We start from the raw sequence: 21,423 nt of genomic DNA on the forward strand, positions 1-21,423 counted from the left end.
AGCTGAGCAAAAGACACCCCGACCACCGAGGAGTTGTACCTGCGCCTCTGCGGCTGCACGTCCTGCCCGGCTTCCGCCGGCGACTTAGCCGCGCGGCGCCCGAACGCACCTTGGGTCGCCGTTTGGTGGGTGACCCGGAGCCTCCGGGCCGGGAGGCACGCCGTGATGCTGCCAGGCTTCCTCGCCGTGGACGGGCTGCGGCACCTGGAATGGTTCGCGGCGAAGGAACTGTACGGGCTGCTGTTCGTCGACGAGTGCGGCGCACCGTTCCGCCGCTCGACCGCGGCCGACAGCCCGCCCTACCCGAAACGACTCGAAGATCATTTATGGGACGGCCCTTAGCGCCCACGCAGGGGGCATCCGCCCAGCCAGCTCACTGTCAGTCCTCGACGGGTCCGGGTTCGCCCAGGGCGTGGAGGTGGGTTTCGAAGTCGTGGGTGAGGCTGGTCAGGACGGCTTTGCCCTTGGCTGCTGTGGCGTGGGAGGGGAAGCCGATGACGCCGGTGTCGGTGTAGGCGCGCATGCCGTGGGTGAGGAGGAAGGGGCGGTCGGGGGCGGCGTGGTCGGCGGTTTCGTAGCCGGGGCGGACGAGGTCGGGTTCGGCGTGCAGGAGGATCGAGGTCTCTATCTCCCCGGCGTGCATGCCGTCGTGGGAGTTGGTGGCCAGGCCGGCGTGCTCGCGGGCGCGGGTCCATTCGGCCGCGGTGGGGAAGAGCGTCATGCGGGGTTCGGTGAGGTTGGCTTCCTGGACGACGTTGGAGAGCACGTAGTTGCCGCCGTGGCCGTTGACCACGACGAGTTTGCGGATGCCGGATGCTTCGAGGGATTGGGCGATGTCGGTGATCACGGCGTGGAGGGTGCGGGCGCTGATGCTGACGGTGCCGGGCCAGGTGCCGTGTTCGTGGCTGCACGCGATGGTGACCGGTGGGAGCGGCAGGACGGGGTAGACGGCGGCGATCTCCCGGACGAGGACGCAGGCGATGGCGGTGTCCGTGACGAGCGGCAGGTGGGAGCCGTGTTGTTCGTAGGAACCGACGGGGAGGACGGCGACGCGCGGTGCCTGCTGTTGGACGTCGGTGGTGGTCAGGGTGGGGAGCAGGTTCACGGTTCTCCTCGCGTACGACTCAGCTGCTGCCCGCATCGCGTTCGGTTGGCGTCAGTCTCGGGTGGCGCCGTCGGGCCAGATGACGGAGTAGGGCACGCCGGTGCGTTTCGCGTAGGCGACGACGTCGGCGGTGCCCCCGTAGCCGCGGGCGGGTTGGCCGTCCCAGACGGCCAGGAGGAGGTCGACGACGCCGACGAGGATTTCGCTGCCGGCCTGGTGGGCTTCGGAGGTGGACTCCTTGAGCCCGGTGACGTGGACTTCGCAGGCTCGCCGGAGAAGCGCGTCGTAGGTGGAGTGATGGGACTCGGGGAGGTTCTCGCGGTACTCCTCGGCCGGGATGACGACTTCGATCTGCCCGCCGTGGTCGAGGACCGCTTCCGCGAACCACGCGTCGGGGCCGTCGGCGATGCAGCTGACCCCGATCAGGTCGGTCGGCGGGTACTGCTCGATCACCGTGGTGAGTGCGGCCCGGACGAGCCGCGCCGCATGGTCCGGCAGCCCGCGGTGGCCGGTGATGCCCAATCGCACGTTAACCTGCCCTTACGTTCGTCGCTGATCAGAGGTAGACGCCGTGGAGTCGTTCGTCGAAGTCCCTGACGACCTTCGGCGGGGTGGACGAGGTGTGGGAGCGGCGTACGGCTCGGGCCCTCTCCACGATCCGACCGGAACGGTAGCGCACGCCTGTCTCCAACGCCCGGGTTGCGAGGGCGAATGCGCCAGTGGTCCGGCCGGACGCCAAACGTGCTTGTGCGAGGTCGAGTTGGAGGAGTGCGCGCTGCTTCGCGTGGGTGGAGGCGAGTGCTTCTTCGGCGTCGTCTGAGCCGGGACTGCACGTCGAGCAGTCCTTCGGACGGCTTTGCTGTTGTGCGGGATCAGAACTGGATGTGTGCCTTCTTCGCCAGTTTCACGATCCTCGGGTTGCTCCGCTTGTGGGCGGAGGTAAGGACGCGGAGGACTTCCTGGGAGGTGGGGTGGACCTTCGCCATCTGGGGTGCGAGGGCCCAAGCCTGCTCCAGGTCTGCCAGCGCGCCCTCGCGGTCGCCCAGGGCGAGCCTGGAGCGGGCGGTGTTCATGTGGAGGGGGCTAGTCCGGGTGGCCGGGAGGGAGGTCCCGTCGCGTACGAGGTCTTCCATGGTGCTGATGGCGTCCGCGTGACGTCGTAGGTCGCCGCTGGTGGCGATCACGTGGACGGCGGTGTTCTCCGGCCCGAACTGGATGCCGCAGCGCTCGACGTCCTCGGTGAAGCCCTCCGCCATGGCCCAGGCGCGGGTGATGTGCTGGTCGGCGGTCCTCTTGTCCTGGAGGCGGCCGGCCAGCGTCAGTCCGCGCAGGTGGAGGATTCCCAGGGCGTAGGAGCGGCCCGGCCCCGTAGTGCTCCCCTCCGCTTGGGTGATCGCGCGGTCCACGACCGCCAGCCCGTCGTCGAACTCGCCGTGGTTCAGGTAGACGCCGGCTTCGTCCCGGGCAGCCAAAGCCGCGGTGACCGGGTCGGACTGCTGCGCCGCCAGCTTCTGCTTCGTGACAGCGAGATCGGCCAGCGTCATCCAGCGATGCCGGGCCGCCAGCCAGTACACGGTGGAGTACGCCTCCACGACCAAGGCACAAGCTTCCGGCGTGCCCATCGCATGCGCGTGGTCCTGCGCCCCGGCGACCAGCCTCGGGAGATCGACGAGGACTTGGTCCAGGTCGGCGCTGTTGCGCGCTTCGCCCATGGAGGCCAGGGCCGCCGCGATCTCGTCTTCGGTCATCTCGGGCTCGCGGGGCAGGTCGAACCTGCGCACCGCGCTGTTGAGGGCCCTGACGGAGCCGGCGGCGTCGAGGGGGACCGGCGTCGTGCCGAGTACCTCTTCGAGTGACAGGCTCATCGCGCGTGCGAGGGAGGCCGCGACGCCTTGGGTCAGGGTGCGCTCTCCGCGCTCGATCTTGCCGAGCTGGGACGTGGACACCCCTGCTGCGGCTGCCAGCCGTGCCTGCCCCCAACCCCGTTCCTTCCGGAGTCGGGACACGTTCGCGCCGGGCCCGGGAACTGCGATGACTGATCCCATATCGCCTGTGTCTCTCTGATCGCTTTCCTTCCCTGCCATGGTCACCCACCATCCTTACCCCGCTGTGGGCTTGTGCACTTCTTGTGCACTTTCGCATGTCGTTTCCGTCGTTGACTGATTACGGAAAGCGGCGTTGTCCCGGTCGATCCGTCGGTCGGGGGCGCCCGAGACGTCCGCGAAAGGTGTGACTGTGGCCCCCAGCTTGCGCTTTCACAGTGTGCTGGACCTGGCGTGCGAACAGTCGGCGGTTCGCTGGTCCAGGGAACATGCCAGGGCTGTCTTACGGGAGTGGGACGTGCGGGGGGACGCTGCGTACGACGCACTCACCATCGTCGCCGAACTGGCTTCCAACGCCGTACGTCACGCGGGCCTCACCACGCGGTCGCCCTCCGTCGGCTGCGGACAACCGCGGCAGCCGCGGTGCGAATTGACCCTGTGGGTCGTCAACAGCCGTTTGTACATCTCCATGTACGACGAGAGCGCGCACCGGCCCGTCCTGCGTCCGCTGTCCGCCGACTCCGAGACCGGCAGGGGCCTGCACATGATCAACGGTCTCAGCAACGGCGCGTGGGGATTCCACCCCGCCACGCGCGGTCCTGGGAAGGTCGTTTGGGCCGCTCTGCGTCTCGAAGCCGGGGTGCCCACGACTGCTCATGCCGCCGGGCGGACCGGTACCGGTGAACGGGGGAAGTGGGGCGCCGGCTTTCGCGACGACCGCGCCGCGCATCGGTTCCGCCTGAACCGGACGTTTCCCAGATCGCTGTACAAGCTGCGACGGCTCACGTGGCGGGTGCCGCTGCATCGATCCCCCACAGCGCACGACGCACACCCGCCGTCGCTCCCCCTCCGCTCCAGCGGCCTACCCGCGGATCGCCCAAGTCCGCTGGACGAACTCCCGTCCCCGTGAGCGTGGACCTATCCCGCTCTGGTCACGCCGAGTCAAGCAGGCATCCATGCCCCCACCGTTCCCCGCGGGCGTGACGGACTCACGGCACCAGCCCGTGGCCTGAACAGGCCCCACCCAACCCCTGTATGCAGCGATGCGACGAAGGAGTCGATTCGGATGCCCAGCCGTCACCCGCGCGGCTTCGCCTGCGGCCGGCGGATCTTCATGCCGCCCGACCTCGTCACCGCGGTCCTGGGCATGGCCAACAGCGTGCCTCCGGCCTGGGACGGCTTGGTGTACAGCCCCGACGACGTTGGCACGCTGCTGGTCTGCACGCTCCAGGGCCACCGCGGGCCGGTCCACCACGGTGTGGTGCTGAATCTGCGCGGTCCGGGCACCGGCACCGTCTGGGCGGCCTGGCGTGACGGCGTCGAGCCTTGCCTCGCCCTCCTGCTTCCCGACTGCCCGGTCGCCACGGAGGACGGTGGTGAGGCGTGCAGCGAGTTCGCCGGGCATCCCGGTGCCCATAGCTGGGAGTTGGCCGACCCGGTCCTGCCGCCCGCTCTCGTCGCGCTCTTCGGTCCGCTCCTTGCCGAGCAGGACCGGCCGCCCGACGGACGCGTGCTCGACGCCGCCACCCGATTCCACCGCCCCACCACGAACAGGAACCCCGCACGATGAACCCCGCGGTCCCTTCGCCCACTGCCTTACCTGCCCCCGAGTCCGACGGCACTGCCCGCTCGTTGCGGCAGTGGCTGCTCACCACGACCACCGGAGAGCAGGTCTCCGGGCACCTGCCGCCCTGGGCCACCGAGGACCCCAGCGAACAGGAGGTGCCAGCGGAGGAGTTGGCCGCGCGGCTTGCGGACGTCTGCCACTACAGGGAGTTCCCCGGGCAGGTCCTGCGCGCGTACTCGCCCGGCAACTCCAGCGACGCCCCCGAGGAGTTGGAGGTCATGTCCTCCAGCATCACCTGCGCGCCCTACGCCCCGGCTCCCGAACTGGCCCTCCCGGTTGTCACGGTACGGGTCGCCGGGGAGTACTGGATGACCGACCTCGACCCGACGGGAGTGGCGGACCTGGTCGCGGGCCTGCGCGCGGTGGCCGACCGACTCGACAGCGTCGTCATCCCCCAGCTCAACACGATCCGCACCGAGTGGACCGCCCACCACACCTCCGGTACGGGGGCCCGCCTGTGACTACCGACACCACGCCCGTCGTGGACCCCGTGACGACCAGCGCTGATCGGCTCGCGGCCTTCCGGGTTGCGATCGCCTCCGGGCAGGTGAGCGCCCGTGCCCTGTACGCCCACCACCTCGCGTTCCTGCGCGCGAAGGCCGGCCTCTCCTTGGTCGAGCTGGCCGACCGGTGCCACTACGAGCAGTCCTATCTCCACCGCCTGGAGACCGGTGGGCGGCTGGGCAACATGCTCGTCGCCGAGACCTTGGACCGCTTCTACGGTACCGGGGAACTGCTCGCGGGACTGTGGTTGCTGGCCAAGCGCGAAGCGAAACGCGCGGCCGGGGGACTCACCGCCCTGGAAGAGACCGCGACCAGCATCCGCGCATACGCCCTCACCACCGTCCCCGCCCTGCTCCAAACCCCCGCGTACGCCGAGGAGCAACTCGCCACCACCCACCCGCAGTCACCGGAGGTGTTGGCCGCGCAGCTCAACGTGCTCCGCGAACGCCAAGCCCGCCTCACCGAGACCACACCCCATCCGGTCCGCTACCGGGCCGTCCTCGACGAACTCGTCCTCCACCGCGGCGCCCGCAACCAGGCCACCTGGGACGGCCAACTCGACCACCTCATCGCCACGGCCCACGAGCCCGCGGTCACCCTCCAACTCCTCCCCCTGCACTCCGGCCCCCACGACCTACGCGGCCCCCTCCAGCTGCTGTCCTTCCGCGTCGGCACCACCCTCGCGTACGTGCACGGCACCCTCACCGACCAGATCACCGACGACCCCGACGACATCGAAGAGCTCAGCCAGCAGTACGACCAGGTGCGCGACCTCGCCCTCACCCCCGCCCAGACCATCGAACACCTCCACACCCTGCGCACCAGCACCCGCTGACCAACCAACGCCACCGCGCCCAGGAGCCGCCGCCCATGAGCCCCACGACCCTGCTCACCAACCCCACCACGACACGGCCCCCCGAACCGGACTCGACCATGACGCCGCCACCGGCGGAACACGCGCCGTGCACCTGGACGGTCACCACGGTTGAGGGCATCACCCTGACCGGCACGCAGCCCGACTGGTCCATGGACAACCCCAGCGACACCGGCATGACGCTCGCCCAGGCCATCGACCACCTGCGCGGCTACGCCCACTACACGATGCTGCCCGTCGACCCGGTCCTTCCGCCCGCCATCCTCGACACCGACATCAACGGCACCCGCGTCCGCGACTCGACCAGCATGATGTTCGCTGCTCAGATCGCCTGCCACCCCTACGCCCCACACCCGCACGAACGGGTCCCCACCGCGAGCCTCACGATCGTCGAGGAGTGGGACTTCGAGGGCCTCACCCCCACCGACCTCACCCGCTTCGCCACCCAGATCCGCACCCAGGCCGACTACTTCGAGAACACCGTCCTCCCCGAACTCATCACCGCCCGCAACGACTGGACCACCCACCATTCGCCTATACCCGATCCGGACCACCCCGCAAGGTGAGCTTGCTCCGGTTTGGCGGACATTCGAGATCAGGGGTTCGTCCCCGGGAGGATGTCCATCATGGAGAGCATGGGGAAGAAGCCTCGTCGCGCTCGCCGCTCGTTCACGCCGGAGTTCAAGGCCGAGATCGTTGAGCTGTGTCGCCGTGGCGACCGCTCGATCGGCCAGGTCGCCACGGACTTCGACCTGGTCGAGACCCGGGTGCGTGACTGGGTCCGGCAAGCAGAAGTCGATGCCGGCGAGCGGGATGGCTTGACCGGCAACGAACGTGACGAGTTGGCCGCGTTGCGGCGGGAGAACCGCCGTCTGCGCGAGGACGTGGAGGTCCTCAAGCGAGCCACGGCTTTCTTCGCGAAGGAGACCCGGTGAACGTCCACTCGTTCATCGAGGCGGAGGAGCAGGCAGGCCACAGTGTCACACGCGCATGTGAGCTGCTGAAGGTCTCCCGTGCCGCCTACTACGCCCGCCGTTCAGGCCCCAGCGCCCGCACCTGTGACGATGCTGAGCTGACCGAGAAGATCCGTGCGGTCCACGCTCGCTCCCGAGGCACCTACGGCTCCCCGCGCGTGAAGGCCGCCCTCAACCGCGATGGCACTGTCTGCGGGCGTCGGCGGGTCGCCAGACTGATGCAGCAGGCGGATCTGACCGGGATCACACGCCGACGCCGCCAGCGCACCACCATCCCGGACCCCAAGGCGGCCATCCGCCCAGACCTGGTACTACGAGACTTCCAGCCGAACCCTGCCGGCGCTGACACGCTCTGGTGCGGCGACATCACCTACATCCCCACCGACGAGGGCTGGCTCTACCTGGCCACCGTCATCGACATCGCCACCCGCCGCGTCGTCGGCTGGGCCACCGCCGACCACCTGCGCACGAGCCTGGTCGCCGACGCCCTCACCACCGCCTGCCGCACCCGCCGACCGACCCAGCACGTGGTCTTCCACTCCGACCGCGGCTGTCAATACACCAGCCGCGAACTCGCCTCACTCGCAGGACAGTTGAACGTCCGCCTGTCCGTAGGGCGCACCGGACAGTGCTGGGACAACGCCCTGGCGGAGTCGTTCTTCTCGACGTTGAAGAACGAACTGCTCAGCCGGCAATCCTGGCCCACCAGAGCAGCCGCCCACACTGCGATCTTCGAATGGATCGAGAGCTGGTACAACTTGTACCGTCTGCACAGCAGCCTCGGATACCGCAGTCCCGCCGACTACGAGACCACTCTCGCAGCCTGACCAGCGCACAGAAGCTGTCTGTCAAAGCGGAGCAAGCCCAGGGCCAGGTCTGGAGTTCGTCGGGTCGCGTCCCTGGAAGTGGTTCGGCGCGATGCTTACGGGTTGCAGTCGTGGAGCCGCTGAGTCGAGCCGGCACGTTTGCTGCTTTGCGTGGTGGCCGAGAGCGGTAAGACTTCGCGCGGCCGTACGCTGTGCGGTGGGGAGTCGACGGCACCTCTCGTCCATTCGATGCCCTAAATGTCGCTTTCTCTGAAGTTGGTTCAGGGCAGCTTGGCCCTCTAGGAAACCCGCAGGTCAGTCAGACTGCTCCCCGCGCCCGCGGGGATGGACCCCAGAAGTTTCACATCGGATTCGTCGCTCCGGACTGCTCCCCGCGCCCGCGGGGATGGACCCAGTATGAGGGACGCCGGAGAGGAACCCGGAGGCTGCTCCCCGCGCCCGCGGGGATGGACCCAGCCCCCGGCGGCGCCGCCGCTCAGCCCCCGCCTGCTCCCCGCGCCCGCGGGGATGGACCCCACCCCCCACGGGCCAACTTCGTTCAGGAGCTCTGCTCCCCGCGCCCGCGGGGATGGACCCTCCCGACCACCGGTCGACGGACCCGGCCGTGTCTGCTCCCCGCGCCCGCGGGGATGGACCCTGGGCCACGGCGGACCGTGCGGTCCGCCGTGGACTGCTCCCCGCGCCCGCGGGGATGGACCCGACATCGTGATCCGCGGAACGTTCCAGGGGTTGCTGCTCCCCGCGCCCGCGGGGATGGACCCTGGATCATGTTCACTTGCCTTTCGGAGGGGAGCTGCTCCCCGCGCCCGCGGGGATGGACCCGCTTCCCGGAACGCCGGAAGCGGCGTCCGGGGCTGCTCCCCGCGCCCGCGGGGATGGACCCGGGGCCGGGTGTCTCACCACCCGGCCCCGCCACTGCTCCCCGCGCCCGCGGGGATGGACCCCGGCCGCGCCGATGATCAGGGTGGCGGTGTGCCTGCTCCCCGCGCCCGCGGGGATGGACCCTCCCCGCCGCCGTCGGCGCCCACGCCCTGTGGCTGCTCCCCGCGCCCGCGGGGATGGACCCGCCATGTACCGGGCGGGCGCGCAGCACGACATCTGCTCCCCGCGCCCGCGGGGATGGACCCGGCAGCAACTCCCACACCGTGGTCATTGGTGACTGCTCCCCGCGCCCGCGGGGATGGACCCTCCTCGACCGGCTCGCGGGAGAGGGGCGCGTGCTGCTCCCCGCCCCCGCGGGGATGGACCCGCGAGGCCCAGGCCAAGGCCGCGGCGTCCCAGCTGCTCCCCGCGCCCGCGGGGATGGACCCGAGATGATCCGCGGCACGACGAGCATGCCGAGCTGCTCCCCGCGCCCGCGGGGATGGACCCCACGAGACCGTTCGGAAGGCCGTCGTTCGCATCTGCTCCCCGCGCCCGCGGGGATGGACCCACCCGGGCCTCGGCGGTCAGGTGCTGCTCGGTCTGCTCCCCGCGCCCGCGGGGATGGACCCCGGGTCCGCGACAAGATCACACGGGTGATCCGCTGCTCCCCGCGCCAGCGGGGATGGACCCTACCTCCGCGGCGGAACCGGCCAGGTCCGGGACTGCTCCCCGCGCCCGCGGGGATGGACCCTTGCGGCCCATGGGTCAGCCCTTCTGGGCGGCCTGCTCCCCGCGCCCGCGGGGATGGACCCCCGTCGAGCCGCGAGGACGACTGGCTGGACGCCTGCTCCCCGCGCCCGCGGGGATGGACCCGACGCCCCCGTGACGCTCGCTGTGCTCGAGGACTGCTCCCCGCGCCCGCGGGGATGGACCCGCTACCGTACGTGCGGTATTCCGGATAACCCTCTGCTCCCCGCGCCCGCGGGGATGGACCTTGCTACCCCAGCGATCACAGCCAAGGGCTTCCCTGCTCCCCGCGCCCGCGGGGATGGACCCCTCGTGGCCAACCCCAGTTTCGAGGCCGACGGCTGCTCCCCGCGCCCGCGGGGATGGACCCCACACACGCTTGACGATCCACACCACCAGGCCCTGCTCCCCGCGCCCGCGGGGATGGACCCACCAGCGCCGTGAGGATCAGACGTCGGTCCGACTGCTCCCCGCGCCCGCGGGGATGGACCCCAGCGCGGGCCGATGGTGATCGAGCGGGACCGGCCTGCTCCCCGCGCCCGCGGGGATGGACCCGCCACCAGGACCACCCCGCCCGCCCAAGCCGGCTGCTCCCCGCGCCCGCGGGGATGGACCCAGGTCGGTGACCGGCCAGTTCCACACCGGGGCCTGCTCCCCGCGCCCGCGGGGATGGACCCGGGTACTCGGGCGAGGTGATGTGGAACATCGGCTGCTCCCCGCGCCCGCGGGGATGGACCCGCGTGGAGGGTGCCGTCCGCCGTGCCGGAGACCTGCTCCCCGCGCCCGCGGGGATGGACCCAGGCGCTGGCCGTCGTCGTCGACCAGCGACATCTGCTCCCCGCGCCCGCGGGGATGGACCCCCCACCCCGTGGCACTACCGGCAGATCGACGTCTGCTCCCCGCGCCCGCAGGGATGGACCCCACGTCACGACGCACCCCCGGCCAGCGTCAGCCTGCTCCCCGCGCCCGCGGGGATGGACCCGTCATCGCAGTCGCCGACGGCGTCCTCGTTCCCTGCTCCCCGCGCCCGCGGGGATGGACCCGGGGCGTACTGCCCGTCCAGCGCCTCGACGTCCTGCTCCCCGCGCCCGCGGGGATGGACCCAGGGCTGCGGCCAGTCGGGACTTGCCGGACCCCTGCTCCCCGCGCCCGCGGGGATGGACCCACGCTGTCCCCGCCACGCGGGGTGTCGCCCCCACTGCTCCCCGCGCCCGCGGGGATGGACCCAGTACCCAGCCCGAGACGATCGGCGGTCAGGTCTGCTCCCCGCGCCCGCGGGAATGGACCCGAGGAGATGACGACCTCGTGGGAGCGGCGCCCCTGCTCCCCGCGCCCGCGGGGATGGACCCGCGTGCGTCACGAGCCCGTGCCCCACCACCAGCTGCTCCCCGCGCCCGCGGGGATGGACCCGCGAGGCCGGAGCAGGCGACGATGGCGGCGCCCCGCTCCTCGCGCCTGCGGGGATGGACCCTACGCGATGAAGTACTTGGGCCCGACGGCCCACTGCTCCCTGCACCCGCGGGGATGGATTCGCGTGGGCAGGCTGACATCGATGCAGGCTGTGAGTGTGCTGGCCAGTGTATTTTGCGCGTTGCCGCAACGCTCTTGTTGTTACTCGGTACGGTCGTCGGCCCGTAGGGCGTTTGCCTGGTTTCGCTCGAAGATCGCACTTCGAGCTGCTGAGGCGAGGTGACTCTGTGCACGGAGGGAGAGGCCGAGGCGGTTCCAGTGGAAGATCACGTGGAGGCTGAGGATGTGGCGGAGGCCGCGGCCGAGTGTTCCGTGGTCGGCCGCCTCGCGCAGGCTGCGGCCAGCGTTTTGAAAGGCTGTCGCCCATTCTTCGAACTGTCCGAGCGGGCCGCCGCGTGCGAAGAGGGCACTGGTGTCGGCCAAGAGCAGCGTGCGGATCTGCTGTACACGGTTGGTTAGGGCATCCGGCGCCAGGCCGGTGAAGTCGGCGCGGTGTTCGGCGGTGATGACGCGGTTCCAGACGTCGCCGGTCTCGTACCACTCCAGGCCGGCGCTGCGCATCATGGTCGTGCAAAGGAGGACGGACAGCTCGCGGAGCCCGGTGGGCAGGCGGGTGTCTTGGGCGCCGAACTGCTGGATCTGGAGGCTGTCGGTCGCGAAGAGGTGGTGGGCGATCTGCATGCTCGTCTCACCGCCGAAGGCAGCGGTTTCAGGCTCGTAGACGACGGTCTGACACTCCCGGATGTGTCCGTCGGCGACGAGTTGGTTCAGGGCAGCCTTCGCCTTCGCTTTCGCTGAGGGGCTGGCCAGGACACGCACGCGGTAGCCGGGCTGTTTGCGCATGAACCACCAGCTGTCGATGTCGGTGGCTCGCAGTAGGGGGAGAAGATGGGTGGTGAAGGCGCGGTCGCCAGTAGAGGGTTCGGTGAAGGCGAGGTTGATCTGCCACCACTTGCCCTCGGCAGCGTGCTGCACCAGGGCTTCGCGGCCGGCTGCCGCGAAGAGGGATACAGCGTCGCAGAGGTGGTCGGGCGTGAGGCTGTGGTGCAGGGCGACCTCGTCCACCGCGTTTCCGGCGAGGACTTCGCGGACGGCTCCTTCGATGACGCTCGTGGCTGCGGCGCTCAGTTGATCAGCAGGCATGCGTCCCATCCGTTGTCCGGGGGCTTGCTGTGGGCGAGGGTGGAGAGGGCAAGGGCCGTGCCTGCAGCGCCTTCCAGAAGCCCTCTGCCCTTGGCAGTGTTCGGGCGAGCATGAGTGATGAGGGCCACGGCGAGTTGGTGGCGCAGGCCAGGTAGGCGGGGGTCGTTGGAGTCGTCGGTGGCGCGTACGACGGTTTGGTAGATGCCCGCCCAGCCGTGGCAGAGGCCCGCGTCAACGACGACTCGGAGCTGTGCCGGGGCGGTCAACGCCCGGTAGAGGGCGTCCTCGTAAAGGGCTTGGCGGGTGGTGTCGCCGAGCGAGATCCCGGCGAGTTGTCCGGCGCGGGCGATGCCGGTGGTGCCGTAGCACCAACTCGGCCGCCCAGGACGGTCCTGCCCTGGGCGACGGCGCTGCACGTCCTCGTACGAAAGGTACGTGGGCCACCAAGGGCCCTCGGGTGCGTCCTGGCGCCAGGTGTCGAGGAAGTCGCAGATGATGCGTATCGCGGTGCGGTGGCCTTCGACCTTGATGCCGGTGCGGAGGGCCTTTGCCAGGAGGAGGAGCGGGCCGGTGATGCCGTGGGCGGTGCCGAGGTTGGCGTGGCCCCCGGGGAAGTGGTCGCTGTGGGCGCGGAGCGGGTCGTGATGGACCCACCAGCCGGGCAGGTCGGAGCCGTTGAGAGTTCGGGGTCGGGTGAGGGCGACCAGGTAGGCGAGTACGCGGCCGAGAGCACTGCTGCCCGGGTCGGTGCGTAGGAGGTAGGCGCCGATGCCGGTGAGGCCGTAGAAGAGGTCGTAGTCGGCGAAGGCCAGGGGCTCGCCGGCGCGGAGCCGTTGGTCGGCCGCGTCGGCACGACGGTGGGCGAGCGCGGTGACCTGCCTGTGGAGGGTGGCGCGGGCGTCGGCGTAGAGGTGCTCTCTGTCGTGTGGGGTTGCGCTCAGGAGGAAGGCGACGGCTGTGGCACCGAGGAACAGGCCGCCGGTGTCGCCGGCGTTGACCTCTCCAGCGGTGGCTTCGGCGATCAAACGGTGGGCTGGGCGCCACGGTTGGTCGTGCCAGGCCCTTTCGACGAACAACAGAGCTGTTCCGGCGGCGCCGACGGCGAGTGACTGTCCCGCGTCGGGGGGTTTGGGCGGCTGCGGCCTTGCCTCGTTCACCAAGGCGGTGAACTGCTGCAGCAGGTCCGCCGCAGAGACGGTGGTGGAGGCGGGAGCCGTCATCGTGTCGTCCTCAAGTTGCGCAGTGCCGCCGCCCGCACCAGTCGTACGGTGACCGCTTCGCTCATGGGGTCGGTATTCACGGCCCGCAGGTGGTGCTGGTGGATCAGGGACCGCGCGGCGGTGAACGGGTCCCGTTGCCCGGCCAGGGCATGGCGGTAGGCATCGGCGGCGTCAGCGCGTGACTGCCAGGCGGCAACGACCCGCTCCCCGCCGGGAAGATCGGCGAGGGGCCCTGCCGCGGAGTCGGCCAGGTGGAGGGCCTGGTCGCGTACCTTCCGATCGAGGGGGCCGGTGGAGCGGGGCAGGTCGGCGACGAGGCGCTGGAAGCCGTCGTCAGGGCAGGGGGCGAGCCGACTGGCGAGGTGGAAGGCGCTCGCTGCGGCGAGGGCCTGCGGTGAGAGGCGGTTGCGGTCGGCGAAGGTGAGTTGCGCGAGGGTGGCGGTGGAGTCCTCGGCGAACAGCCGGTGCGCGGCGTCCATCGCCTCGTCGTAGCCCCACCGTCCGGTCTGGGGCTGGTAGGGGACGAGGGCGAACCCCGACGACAGGCCGAGGGAGTAGAGCTCTGCGGCCCAGGCGTTGAAGACTTCCAGGACCTCGGCGTGGGTGCCGGGCCTCGGGTGCAGGGTGAGGGTGAGCTGCTGGTCGGCGTCGGCGTGGGAGAGTTCGCGGCGGCGGCTGAACCACCATGTCGGGGCACGATCGTCGAGCGTGGTGAGAAGGCGTGAAAGGTGGCGGGTGAGGATGTCCGCGAAGCGCAGGGGGTCGGCGTGGATGCGGGCGTGGAGCGCGTTGCCGCCGGGCAGTTGGCGGTCGCTGGGGGCGACGGTTCGCACGGGGGCGGGCAGGCGGGGCGCCGGGGCCTGCGGCAGGGCGAGGGAGATCCAGAACTCGGTGGCGCGGCCGGTCCATCCGTGGGCGGCATCGCCGCAGGAGGTCTCCCGCATCTCCAGTTCGTGGGCGTCGCCGATCTGGGTGCGGACGAGTTGGCGGTGCACGGGGTGGGTCAGGTCGACGGGAAGCACCTGGTCGTAGTCGACGACGGCGACCTGGTCCGGGACGGCCATCCGCGCCCGCCACGAGTCGAAGGCCGCGTCCCACTGCGCGCCGGTGGCCCGGCGGCCGGGGAGGTCGGTGGCTTTGAGGAGCCAGCGGGCCGGGCGCAGGACGGTGCGGCCGTGGCGGACGCGGGGCAGGTAGGGCAACCGCGAGGCGGCGCCGAAGTCGAAGAGACCGTAGACGGCGCTGCGGGCCGTGCTGACCTCGGCAAGGAAGCGGGCCAGGACGGGGGTTTGGAGGCCGGCTTCGAGGGCGTGTACGACCTGGAGGTGGATCGTTCGGCCGGTGGGAAGGTGGACCAGCCGGAGAGTGCGAGCATCGGCCGTCACGCCGATCTCCGTGAGGGGGAGGACCGATTCGCCGGGAACGCCGGAGCCGCCGTCAGTGTGCTTCCAGCCGGAGATCTCCAGCACGCGGGGCAGGAGGAGCGGGGTGCGGGCCACGTTCGTGTTGCGGGCCCGCCGGGGCGTGAACACCAGTTGCGCGTCGAGCGCTTCCGGGGAGCCCGCGTAAGTGGCGGCGAGTGCCTTGCGTGCGTCAGAGGGCAGGGCATGGGCGAATCGCCCCGCCAGGCTGCTGGCCGGCCGCGGCATCGCGGTGAGCACCGCCCGGAAGTCGCCGCGTGCGAGGGCGGCGCCGCTGGGGGCGTGGATCTCGAAGCCTGCCTCCACGCGGGGAGCCAGTATCCGCTCGTCGCTGCCGGCTGCGGCCTCCAGAGTGGCGACCGTCTCCTTGGTGAGCAGCAGCTCGCCCCGACCGTTCATGAGGGCCTGCTGCACCAAGGCGAGCAGCACGTCGTCGCGTGCGGTGTGGGCCTTCGGAACACTCTCGCGTGTCACACCGTCGTAGCCCGTCGGCAGGCCGAGGCCGCTGTCAGCGACCAGGTCCGGCACCGGTACCACGGCGCCCGGGCCGTAACGGTCGCGGAAGCGGTTGTGGTAGTCGAGCCAGGCCCAGCGCCCGTAGGGCTGCGGGGTGGTTCGGTAGGCGGCGGTGACGGCTGCCGTGACTTCGTCGATCACGGCGGGTGGGATCTGCACGTCGCAGTCGAGGGCCGTGTCGACGTGCAGGGGCCGGTCCGTGACGTCGGTGACGGCTGTCATGCGGGAGGCGATGACGTCCAGGCCGTCTGTGGTGAGGGTCGGCTGACGTCCGGACAGGTCCTCGCGGATCGCACGAAGGGCTTGTACGGTCTCCTGGACGTCGGGCACTTCGTCCGCGTGCACGTCGTCCAGTGCGCGACACAAGTGGTCGAGGGCGTCGGTCGTGGTCATCGGCGCCGGCAGAGAGGTCAACAGGAACTGCTGGTCGACGAGTTCGGTGAGCAGGGTGTGGACCTGCTCACTCGGTGCCCTCGGGAACTGGGTGCGCAGACGTGCGTGCAGGTCTCGGTAGGGGATCGGGGTGCGGGCGGCTTCCATGGTGGCGGCGACCGGTGGCCTGTTACGGATGGATATCTCGATCGGGCCGAGCGTGTGGTCGAAGGCGAGGGAGGGCGGCCCCGGGGCGACGAGACGGCCTCCTCGTACGTGGGCTACGTCGTTGGCGAGCAGCGGAAGACGTTGCAGGAGGCCCGGACTGCGGTGAAGGCGCTTGATCACGGCGGCGATCCACTCGCCGTCGGTCCGGACCGTCATTGGGTGCTTGTCCCGCCACTGTGCGCCGACTTGTGGGCCGACTGTGGCCGGGGCGACGCCGGAGAACAAACCGAGCGGTGTGGACCGGTGCTGCCAGCGCAGGAGGTAGGCGACGGTGGACGAGGCGGCCCGCCGGACATCTCTCGCGCTGCGGGTCGGGTCGCCGATCAGCGTGCGAACCGCGTTGCTCAGCCCAGGGGATGCGAGGCTCAGCGCGTGGTGGACCCCGGGCCGCCCCCAGACGCGCTCCAACCAGAGACGAGTGCTGGTCGGGTCGTCGAGGTCCAGTGTGCGGGGTACGTCGGCCGCGCCCGGCAGGGTGCTGGCGCGCAGGAGAGCGAGACCTTGCCACGTGTACGTGCTCGCTCGGGAGGTCATGGTGCTCCTTCGGTCAACTTGGGGGCGGTACCGGTGGTCCGGGTGCGCGGTGCGCCCGGACCACCGGCTGGAGAGCCTGGATCAGGCAGGGTCTCCCGCGGCGGAGTCGCACGCGGACGCGCCGTTCGAGCAGGTGCTTCCGCAGCCGTCGCCGGTGTCGCACATCAGAGCGCCGTTGAGCTTCGTGCTGACGACGACCGTGACGTCCAGCGGTGCGAAGTCGTCGTCCTCGTCCAGCAGGGGCGGGGCTGTCGGCAGCAGGGTGGCAGTGGGCATGGTTCTCGTCCTTCCTTGTCGGTTGTTGTGGTGACGACCTGGTCCTCGGCGGGCATCGCGGGGAGCTCCCGGCGGTCTTCGCGGGGAGCCCCGCCGACTACGCCGGGGGCCAGGAGAGGGAGATCCGGCTGTGCCGCTTCTCGATGACGCGGTCGCCCGGGACCGCCTCGTCGGGTGTGCCGGCCGGGTGGACCCGGATGAGGGGGTCCGAGCCGCCGCGGTGCTCGCGGTCCCACGCGCGCACGCTGCCGGCGACGGTGTTCGCGAAGGTGGAGGCGTCCGGACCGAGGGCGTGTACGCCGAACTCGGCGCGTTCGTCGTCGGGGGTGCGGCGCGTGGTGACATAGGCGAAGGTGCCCCCGTCCACGGCCGCGGCCGAGAAGCCCTTGTGGCGAGGGGAGACGATCCCGGTGTCGAGCTGGGGGTCGACGGACATGACGCAGAACCCGGGCAGGTCGATGGCCAGGTGCATCTGGAGACCGGAGAAGGGTTCGCCGAGCGCCACAGTGACGCCGGTCCACTGCTCGACGCGCGGTGTGCGGACGGCGTTGTCGAGCAGGTGGGGGTCGGCGGGGGCTCCGTCGTCGAAGCGCAGGGCGATCTCGGGGGTGCCGTTGACGAGGACTTGGGTCTCGTCGTGCTGGTCGGAGCCCTGCATGGCGACGAAGCCGCAGACCAGTGCGGAGGTGCTCTCCAGATGGCCGCCGTGGGAGTCGGTGACCCGCTGGAAGGCGACGGAACGGGTCAGGCCGCGCATGCGGAGCGGCACCACGAGACGGCCGTTCGGACTGAGTTGGTCGACCCAGGCGGGCGGGATGTCCCAGGCACCGACGGTCACCATGATGACGTCGACCTCGCCGAGGCCCGGGATGGGCTGGGAGGCGTCGGCGGTCACCACGCGGACCCGGGTGTAGCCGTGGGCGTCGAGGAGTCGGCGGGCGCGGCCGGTGACCTCGGGGTCGATGTCGACGCTGGTGACGTTCCCTTCCTGGCCTACGAGTTCGGCGAGGTAGGCCGCGTTCAGGCCGCCGGATCCGATCTCCAGGACCCGGTCACCAGCCTTGATCCCGGCCTGCTCCATCATCATGGCCTGGATCTGCGGTGCGGAGACCGAACTGAGTTGCACCCCGTTCTCGCCGGTCTTGGTGATCACGGCGGCGTAGGGGGAATACGCGTCGTCCAGAGAGGTGTCGGGCGCGAACGCGTGCCGGGGCACCTGCCGCATCACCTTCTCGACGAAGGGCGACACGATCACCCCGTCAGCCTTCAACTGGTCCACACAGCCGTTGCGTAGACACGTCGCCTCGGGCGGTTCGGTGGTCGTGCTGGTGTTCATCGATCGTTCCTTCGTAAGCGCAGGGGGAGGGAATGGCGGCTGCCGTGGGCCCGGAAACTATCGGCCGGCGCGACCCGCGTGCGCGGATTCGCTGAACCGTCGGCGATTCGCGTCGCGGTAGTTCCGCAGGTCCGCCAGGGCGTTGCCGAGGTCACCGGACGAGCTCGGCGGCGGTGAGAGGCCCCATCTCGGATGCGGTGGTGGCCGGTCGGGACGCTGGTCGGTCCATTCGGTCCAGTCCGAGCGGGCGGTGATCAGTGCAGGCCGTATCTCGCGGTCCAACCGGTCTGCCTGCGAGCGCAGTTGTGCGGACAGAGCGGCGAGGCCGTCCGGGGTGCGGTCGGTGATCCAGCAGTCGTCGGTCAGGCGCAGGTTGACGACGGGCACGCGGCAGGCGGGTTGTTCGGCGAAGGGGATGCAGTCGATGCTGCCGTGCAGGATCTCGATGTCGCAGGGCCGGCCACTGGCGTGTGAGGGGCTGTAGACGGTTACGGTCTGTCCGGGGAACTCAGCGTGGTGCGTGATGTCTGACAGGCGCACGGGCAGCTCGGTGGGCGGGACGCCGTCCTCGCTGGGGTCGCAGTCGGCCCAGGACGGCAGGGGCCCTGCCACGGTATGGCCGTCGCGGGTGGTGATCCTCCAGCAGCGCGGGAGCTGCCGGTACGGCGGTCGGTGAGGCGCTGCCGCGGCGCGAGCTGGGGGAGGTCGAGGACATCGGTTCGTCTCCTTGCTGTGGTGCGGCAGGTCGGCAGGCGTTGTGACGCCCGTCCTGAACAAGGGTGTTTCACGGCCACTGCGGCCGGAGCGGGAGTCGAGGACGAGGCCGTCCTACGGCGGGCGGGCGGTCGCTTCGTAGCGCGCCGCCGCCTGTTCCAGCAGGCCCTGCACCGCGAGGGCCCATCGCCTCAAGCAGGCCACGTCGGGAGGCACATGGTCGTCGTGGCGTACGTCGTCCATGACCGACTGCACGACGGGGACGAAGCCGGCGCTCGGAGGTACACGCGATGCGAGGCGGCGCAGCGTTCCGAGCAGCCCAGGTGCCAGCTCGCGGACCCGCCCGCCTTCGAGGACGCCGAACTCCGGCTCTGAGAGGACCGCTTCGAGGGTGTCGAGGTCGGTGTCGTCGACCGGCAGGTCGGCCAGGTAGCGGTCCGCCTGCGACAGCGCCAGTAGCGTGTGGGTCCTGGCAATGGTCGCCGCGTCGTTGCTGTAGCCCTTCCGCGGAGGGCAGACCGTCCTCGTCGTCGTCCGAGGAGTGCGCGTGTGAGCTTCGTGCGCGGTGCGGAACGTGGCCGACGCGGATAACGCGCCGGGTCGTTCCCCGGTCGGTACTCCGCCGTCGATCGCCGGAGCGGGTGCGGCAGCGGCAGCGGCAGCCGCGCCCAGACGATCTTCCCGGGGCGATCGTCGGGGTAAGCGAACCCCCATGCGTTCCGGCACAGTTCGGCGACGACGTGCAGCCCGCGGCCGCTCTCCGCCGAGTCGGACGGCAGCCGGAGGACCGGCGCCTGGTTGCTCTCGTCCCAGACCGAGATGCACAGGCCCCGAGGAACGGTCCACAATTCCAGAGGGCACCTGGATGTAACGGACCGGCGGCCCTTCTCCGATTCGCTCGGCGCGGCCCAAGTCGAGGCATGGCTCACCGCGTTCGTCGCCAGTTCCGTCACGATCGTGAGCGCGTCGTAAGCGGAGTCGTCCGGGATCCCCCAACCCGCGAGGGTATTCATGGCGTGTCTGCGGGCGGCTGGAACGGCCGCCGGCTCGCAGGTCAGCGCCAGGCTGCTGTGGTAGCCGGACTCGGGAGCCATCTTCACACCTTTCGCAGGATTGCGAATCGGTCGCCGTGCTTGTGGTCGACCCGGGGGTCTCGGCGACGGCTCTGTACAGTGAACGGCGGTCCGGCGTACGGCGGACAGGAAGAGCACGCCGCCCCCGCGCGCCCCGGGCCGGAAAACTTTGCGGGCTCGTTACTCGTGCTCTGGTGCGGAACGCATTGGTGTCGTTACTTTCGGCTCATGGCAGCGAACGCCTTGCTGAAGAAGCGCATGGCCGATCTGGGCCTGAAGCTTCCCCGTGGACCTGGACACCTGGAGACTGGGACGTGAGGTCCCAGAGGAAGTAGTGCCAGGTGAGCAACAAAGCAGGGAAGCGGTACTCGAAGGAGTTCAAGCGGGACGCCGTGGCGTTGGCCCGATCCTCCAGCAAGACGGTTACCGAGGTGGCCCGGGATCTGGGCGTGAGCCCGGAGGGCCTGCGGAGCTGGGTCAAGCAGGACCAGATCGACCGCGGTGAGGGCGGCCCGGGCGAGCTGACCGGTGCCGAGCACGAGGAACTGCGGCGCCTGCGCCGGCAGAACATCGAACAGCAAAGGACCATCGAGGTCCTGAAAAAAGCGACGGCCTTCTTCGCGCGGGAGAGCGAGCGGTGAGCGAGGTCTACCGGTTCATCGCGGCGGAGAAGGCCACCTACCCGGTCACCTTGCTGTGCCGCATTCTCGGAGTGCACCGCTCCTCCTTCTACGCGTGGGCCGAGGGGCAGGTCGCCCGGGGCGCGCGGCTGCGTGCCGATGACGCACTCGCGCACGAGATCACTGTGATCCACCTCGCCTCCCGGGGCGCCTACGGCGTCCCGCGCGTACATGCCGAGCTGCGGCGACTGGGGCACGCGGTGAACCACAAGCGGGTCGAGCGGCTGATGCGTGAACGCCGCATCGCCGGGATCACCCGCCGCCACCGCAGGTCGCTGACACGCCCGGACAAGCAGGCCCGGCCCGCACCGGACCTGATCGGCCGCGACTTCACCGCCGACCGCCCCGGGACCCGCTTGGTCGGCGACATCACCTACCTGCCTACCGAGCAGGGCTGGCTCTACCTGGCCTGCTGGCTGGACCTGGCCACTCGCGAGGTCGTCGGCTGGTCAATGGCCGACCACCACCGCGCCGACCTGGTCGTCGACGCCCTGCACATGGCCCACGACCGGGGCCGCCTGGAACCCGGCTGTATCGCACACAGCGACCGCGGCAGCGAATACACCTCAGCCCAATTTCGAACGGCAGTTACCGAGTTGGACATGAAGGTAAGCACCGGACGCACCGGCTCGTGCTACGACAACGCCGCCGCCGAGAGCTTCTGGGCAGTCCTGAAAGCCGAGATCGGCACCCGGACCTGGCCCGACCGGGCCACCGCCCGCGCCGCGGTCTTCTCCTACATCGAGACCTTCTACAACCGCCGTCGGCTACGCAAGCACCCCGACTGGGGCTATCTGACCCCGCAAGAGACCCGACAACGACACACCCTCGCCGCGTAAGAACGAGTGTCCGAGATCACGGGGAAACTTCAGCCTG

At 70.4% G+C, this 21,423-nt stretch carries 20 protein-coding genes, 1 pseudogene and 1 CRISPR repeat array; of the genes and pseudogenes, 10 read left to right on the forward strand and 11 right to left on the reverse strand.

The features are described from left to right. Window positions 1-162 precede the first annotated feature (162 nt). The gene (locus RVR_RS19565; protein WP_202235078.1) at window positions 163-342 is read left to right on the forward strand and encodes a hypothetical protein; all 180 of its coding nucleotides are present in this window, start codon (window positions 163-165) and stop codon (window positions 340-342) included. 37 nt (window positions 343-379) lie between these two features. Here the strand turns inward: RVR_RS19565 and RVR_RS19570 are convergent, their stop codons facing one another. From RVR_RS19570 to RVR_RS19585, 3 genes are all read right to left on the reverse strand, one after another. Next, window positions 380-1,141, reverse strand: a complete 762-nt coding sequence (locus tag RVR_RS19570; RefSeq protein WP_202235079.1) for a creatininase family protein — start codon at window positions 1,139-1,141, stop codon at window positions 380-382. Window positions 1,142-1,156: 15 nt separating this feature from the next. Further along, the gene (locus tag RVR_RS19575) at window positions 1,157-1,633 is read right to left on the reverse strand and encodes a hypothetical protein (RefSeq protein WP_202235080.1); all 477 of its coding nucleotides are present in this window, start codon (window positions 1,631-1,633) and stop codon (window positions 1,157-1,159) included. A 344-nt stretch (window positions 1,634-1,977) separates the two neighbouring features. Further along, window positions 1,978-3,189: a helix-turn-helix domain-containing protein gene (locus RVR_RS19585; protein WP_346731462.1), complete on the reverse strand. Its 1,212-nt coding sequence runs from the start codon at window positions 3,187-3,189 to the stop codon at window positions 1,978-1,980. A gap of 178 nt (window positions 3,190-3,367) precedes the next feature. Between RVR_RS19585 and RVR_RS39170 the strand changes: the two genes are divergently transcribed. The 7 genes from RVR_RS39170 to RVR_RS19620 all read left to right on the forward strand — a co-directional run bounded on the left by RVR_RS39170 (window position 3,368) and on the right by RVR_RS19620 (window position 7,953). Next, window positions 3,368-4,057, forward strand: a complete 690-nt coding sequence (locus RVR_RS39170) for an ATP-binding protein (RefSeq protein WP_430393239.1) — start codon at window positions 3,368-3,370, stop codon at window positions 4,055-4,057. A gap of 156 nt (window positions 4,058-4,213) precedes the next feature. Then, entirely contained in the window at window positions 4,214-4,717 is a 504-nt protein-coding gene (locus RVR_RS19595; RefSeq protein ID WP_202235083.1) for a hypothetical protein, read from the forward strand. Next, window positions 4,714-5,235, forward strand: a complete 522-nt coding sequence (locus RVR_RS19600; protein ID WP_202235084.1) for a DUF6907 domain-containing protein — start codon at window positions 4,714-4,716, stop codon at window positions 5,233-5,235. The genes RVR_RS19595 and RVR_RS19600 overlap by 4 nt, the downstream gene beginning before the upstream one ends. Further along, window positions 5,232-6,113 carry a helix-turn-helix domain-containing protein gene (locus RVR_RS19605; protein WP_202235085.1) on the forward strand — a complete coding sequence of 294 codons (882 nt, stop codon included), beginning with the start codon at window positions 5,232-5,234 and terminating at the stop codon, window positions 6,111-6,113. Before RVR_RS19600 ends, RVR_RS19605 begins: the two co-directional genes overlap by 4 nt. Window positions 6,114-6,148: 35 nt before the next feature. Continuing rightward, window positions 6,149-6,718 (forward strand): DUF6907 domain-containing protein, encoded by a 570-nt coding sequence (locus tag RVR_RS19610; RefSeq protein ID WP_202235086.1) that lies wholly within the window; start codon window positions 6,149-6,151, stop codon window positions 6,716-6,718. A gap of 60 nt (window positions 6,719-6,778) precedes the next feature. Further along, window positions 6,779-7,087 (forward strand): transposase, encoded by a 309-nt coding sequence (locus RVR_RS19615; RefSeq protein WP_202235087.1) that lies wholly within the window; start codon window positions 6,779-6,781, stop codon window positions 7,085-7,087. Beyond that, window positions 7,084-7,953 (forward strand): IS3 family transposase, encoded by an 870-nt coding sequence (locus RVR_RS19620; protein WP_202235088.1) that lies wholly within the window; start codon window positions 7,084-7,086, stop codon window positions 7,951-7,953. The genes RVR_RS19615 and RVR_RS19620 overlap by 4 nt, the downstream gene beginning before the upstream one ends. 303 nt (window positions 7,954-8,256) lie before the next feature. After that, window positions 8,257-11,096: direct repeats of the CRISPR family, unit length 29 nt; unit sequence CTGCTCCCCGCGCCCGCGGGGATGGACCC. A gap of 79 nt (window positions 11,097-11,175) precedes the next feature. On the opposite strand, the gene RVR_RS19625 is transcribed toward RVR_RS19620, so the two are convergent. The 8 genes and pseudogenes from RVR_RS19625 to RVR_RS39175 all read right to left on the reverse strand — a co-directional run. Next, window positions 11,176-12,177: a thiopeptide-type bacteriocin biosynthesis protein gene (locus RVR_RS19625; RefSeq protein WP_202235089.1), complete on the reverse strand. Its 1,002-nt coding sequence runs from the start codon at window positions 12,175-12,177 to the stop codon at window positions 11,176-11,178. Next, window positions 12,159-13,397 (reverse strand): lanthionine synthetase C family protein, encoded by a 1,239-nt coding sequence (locus RVR_RS19630; protein ID WP_202235090.1) that lies wholly within the window; start codon window positions 13,395-13,397, stop codon window positions 12,159-12,161. The genes RVR_RS19625 and RVR_RS19630 overlap by 19 nt, the downstream gene beginning before the upstream one ends. Continuing rightward, window positions 13,394-16,468: a lantibiotic dehydratase gene (locus RVR_RS19635; protein ID WP_202235091.1), complete on the reverse strand. Its 3,075-nt coding sequence runs from the start codon at window positions 16,466-16,468 to the stop codon at window positions 13,394-13,396. The genes RVR_RS19630 and RVR_RS19635 overlap by 4 nt, the downstream gene beginning before the upstream one ends. Before the next feature lie 81 nt (window positions 16,469-16,549). Next, window positions 16,550-16,744 carry an FxLD family lanthipeptide gene (locus RVR_RS19640; RefSeq protein ID WP_202235092.1) on the reverse strand — a complete coding sequence of 65 codons (195 nt, stop codon included), beginning with the start codon at window positions 16,742-16,744 and terminating at the stop codon, window positions 16,550-16,552. 97 nt (window positions 16,745-16,841) lie between these two features. Next, window positions 16,842-18,080 (reverse strand): methyltransferase, FxLD system, encoded by a 1,239-nt coding sequence (gene fxlM, locus RVR_RS19645; RefSeq protein WP_202235093.1) that lies wholly within the window; start codon window positions 18,078-18,080, stop codon window positions 16,842-16,844. Window positions 18,081-18,137: 57 nt separating this feature from the next. Further along, window positions 18,138-18,857 (reverse strand): DUF6907 domain-containing protein, encoded by a 720-nt coding sequence (locus RVR_RS19650; protein WP_430393154.1) that lies wholly within the window; start codon window positions 18,855-18,857, stop codon window positions 18,138-18,140. A gap of 51 nt (window positions 18,858-18,908) precedes the next feature. Next, a complete protein-coding gene (locus RVR_RS37755; protein ID WP_237404859.1) occupies window positions 18,909-19,508 on the reverse strand; it encodes a hypothetical protein in 600 nt (199 codons plus the stop codon). 44 nt (window positions 19,509-19,552) lie between these two features. Beyond that, window positions 19,553-19,888 (reverse strand): annotated as a pseudogene (locus tag RVR_RS39175) (ATP-binding protein); the annotation flags it as partial. Between the two features lie 320 nt (window positions 19,889-20,208). On the opposite strand from RVR_RS39175, the gene RVR_RS19660 reads away from it, so the two are divergent. Beyond that, on the forward strand, window positions 20,209-20,508 hold the full coding sequence (locus RVR_RS19660; RefSeq protein WP_202233660.1) for a transposase: 300 nt from the start codon (window positions 20,209-20,211) through the stop codon (window positions 20,506-20,508). Then, window positions 20,505-21,386, forward strand: a complete 882-nt coding sequence (locus RVR_RS19665; RefSeq protein ID WP_202233659.1) for an IS3 family transposase — start codon at window positions 20,505-20,507, stop codon at window positions 21,384-21,386. The genes RVR_RS19660 and RVR_RS19665 overlap by 4 nt, the downstream gene beginning before the upstream one ends. Window positions 21,387-21,423 lie beyond the last annotated feature (37 nt).

It is taken from the genome of Streptomyces sp. SN-593 (assembly GCF_016756395.1).
GTDB classification, from domain to species: domain Bacteria; phylum Actinomycetota; class Actinomycetes; order Streptomycetales; family Streptomycetaceae; genus Actinacidiphila; species Actinacidiphila reveromycinica.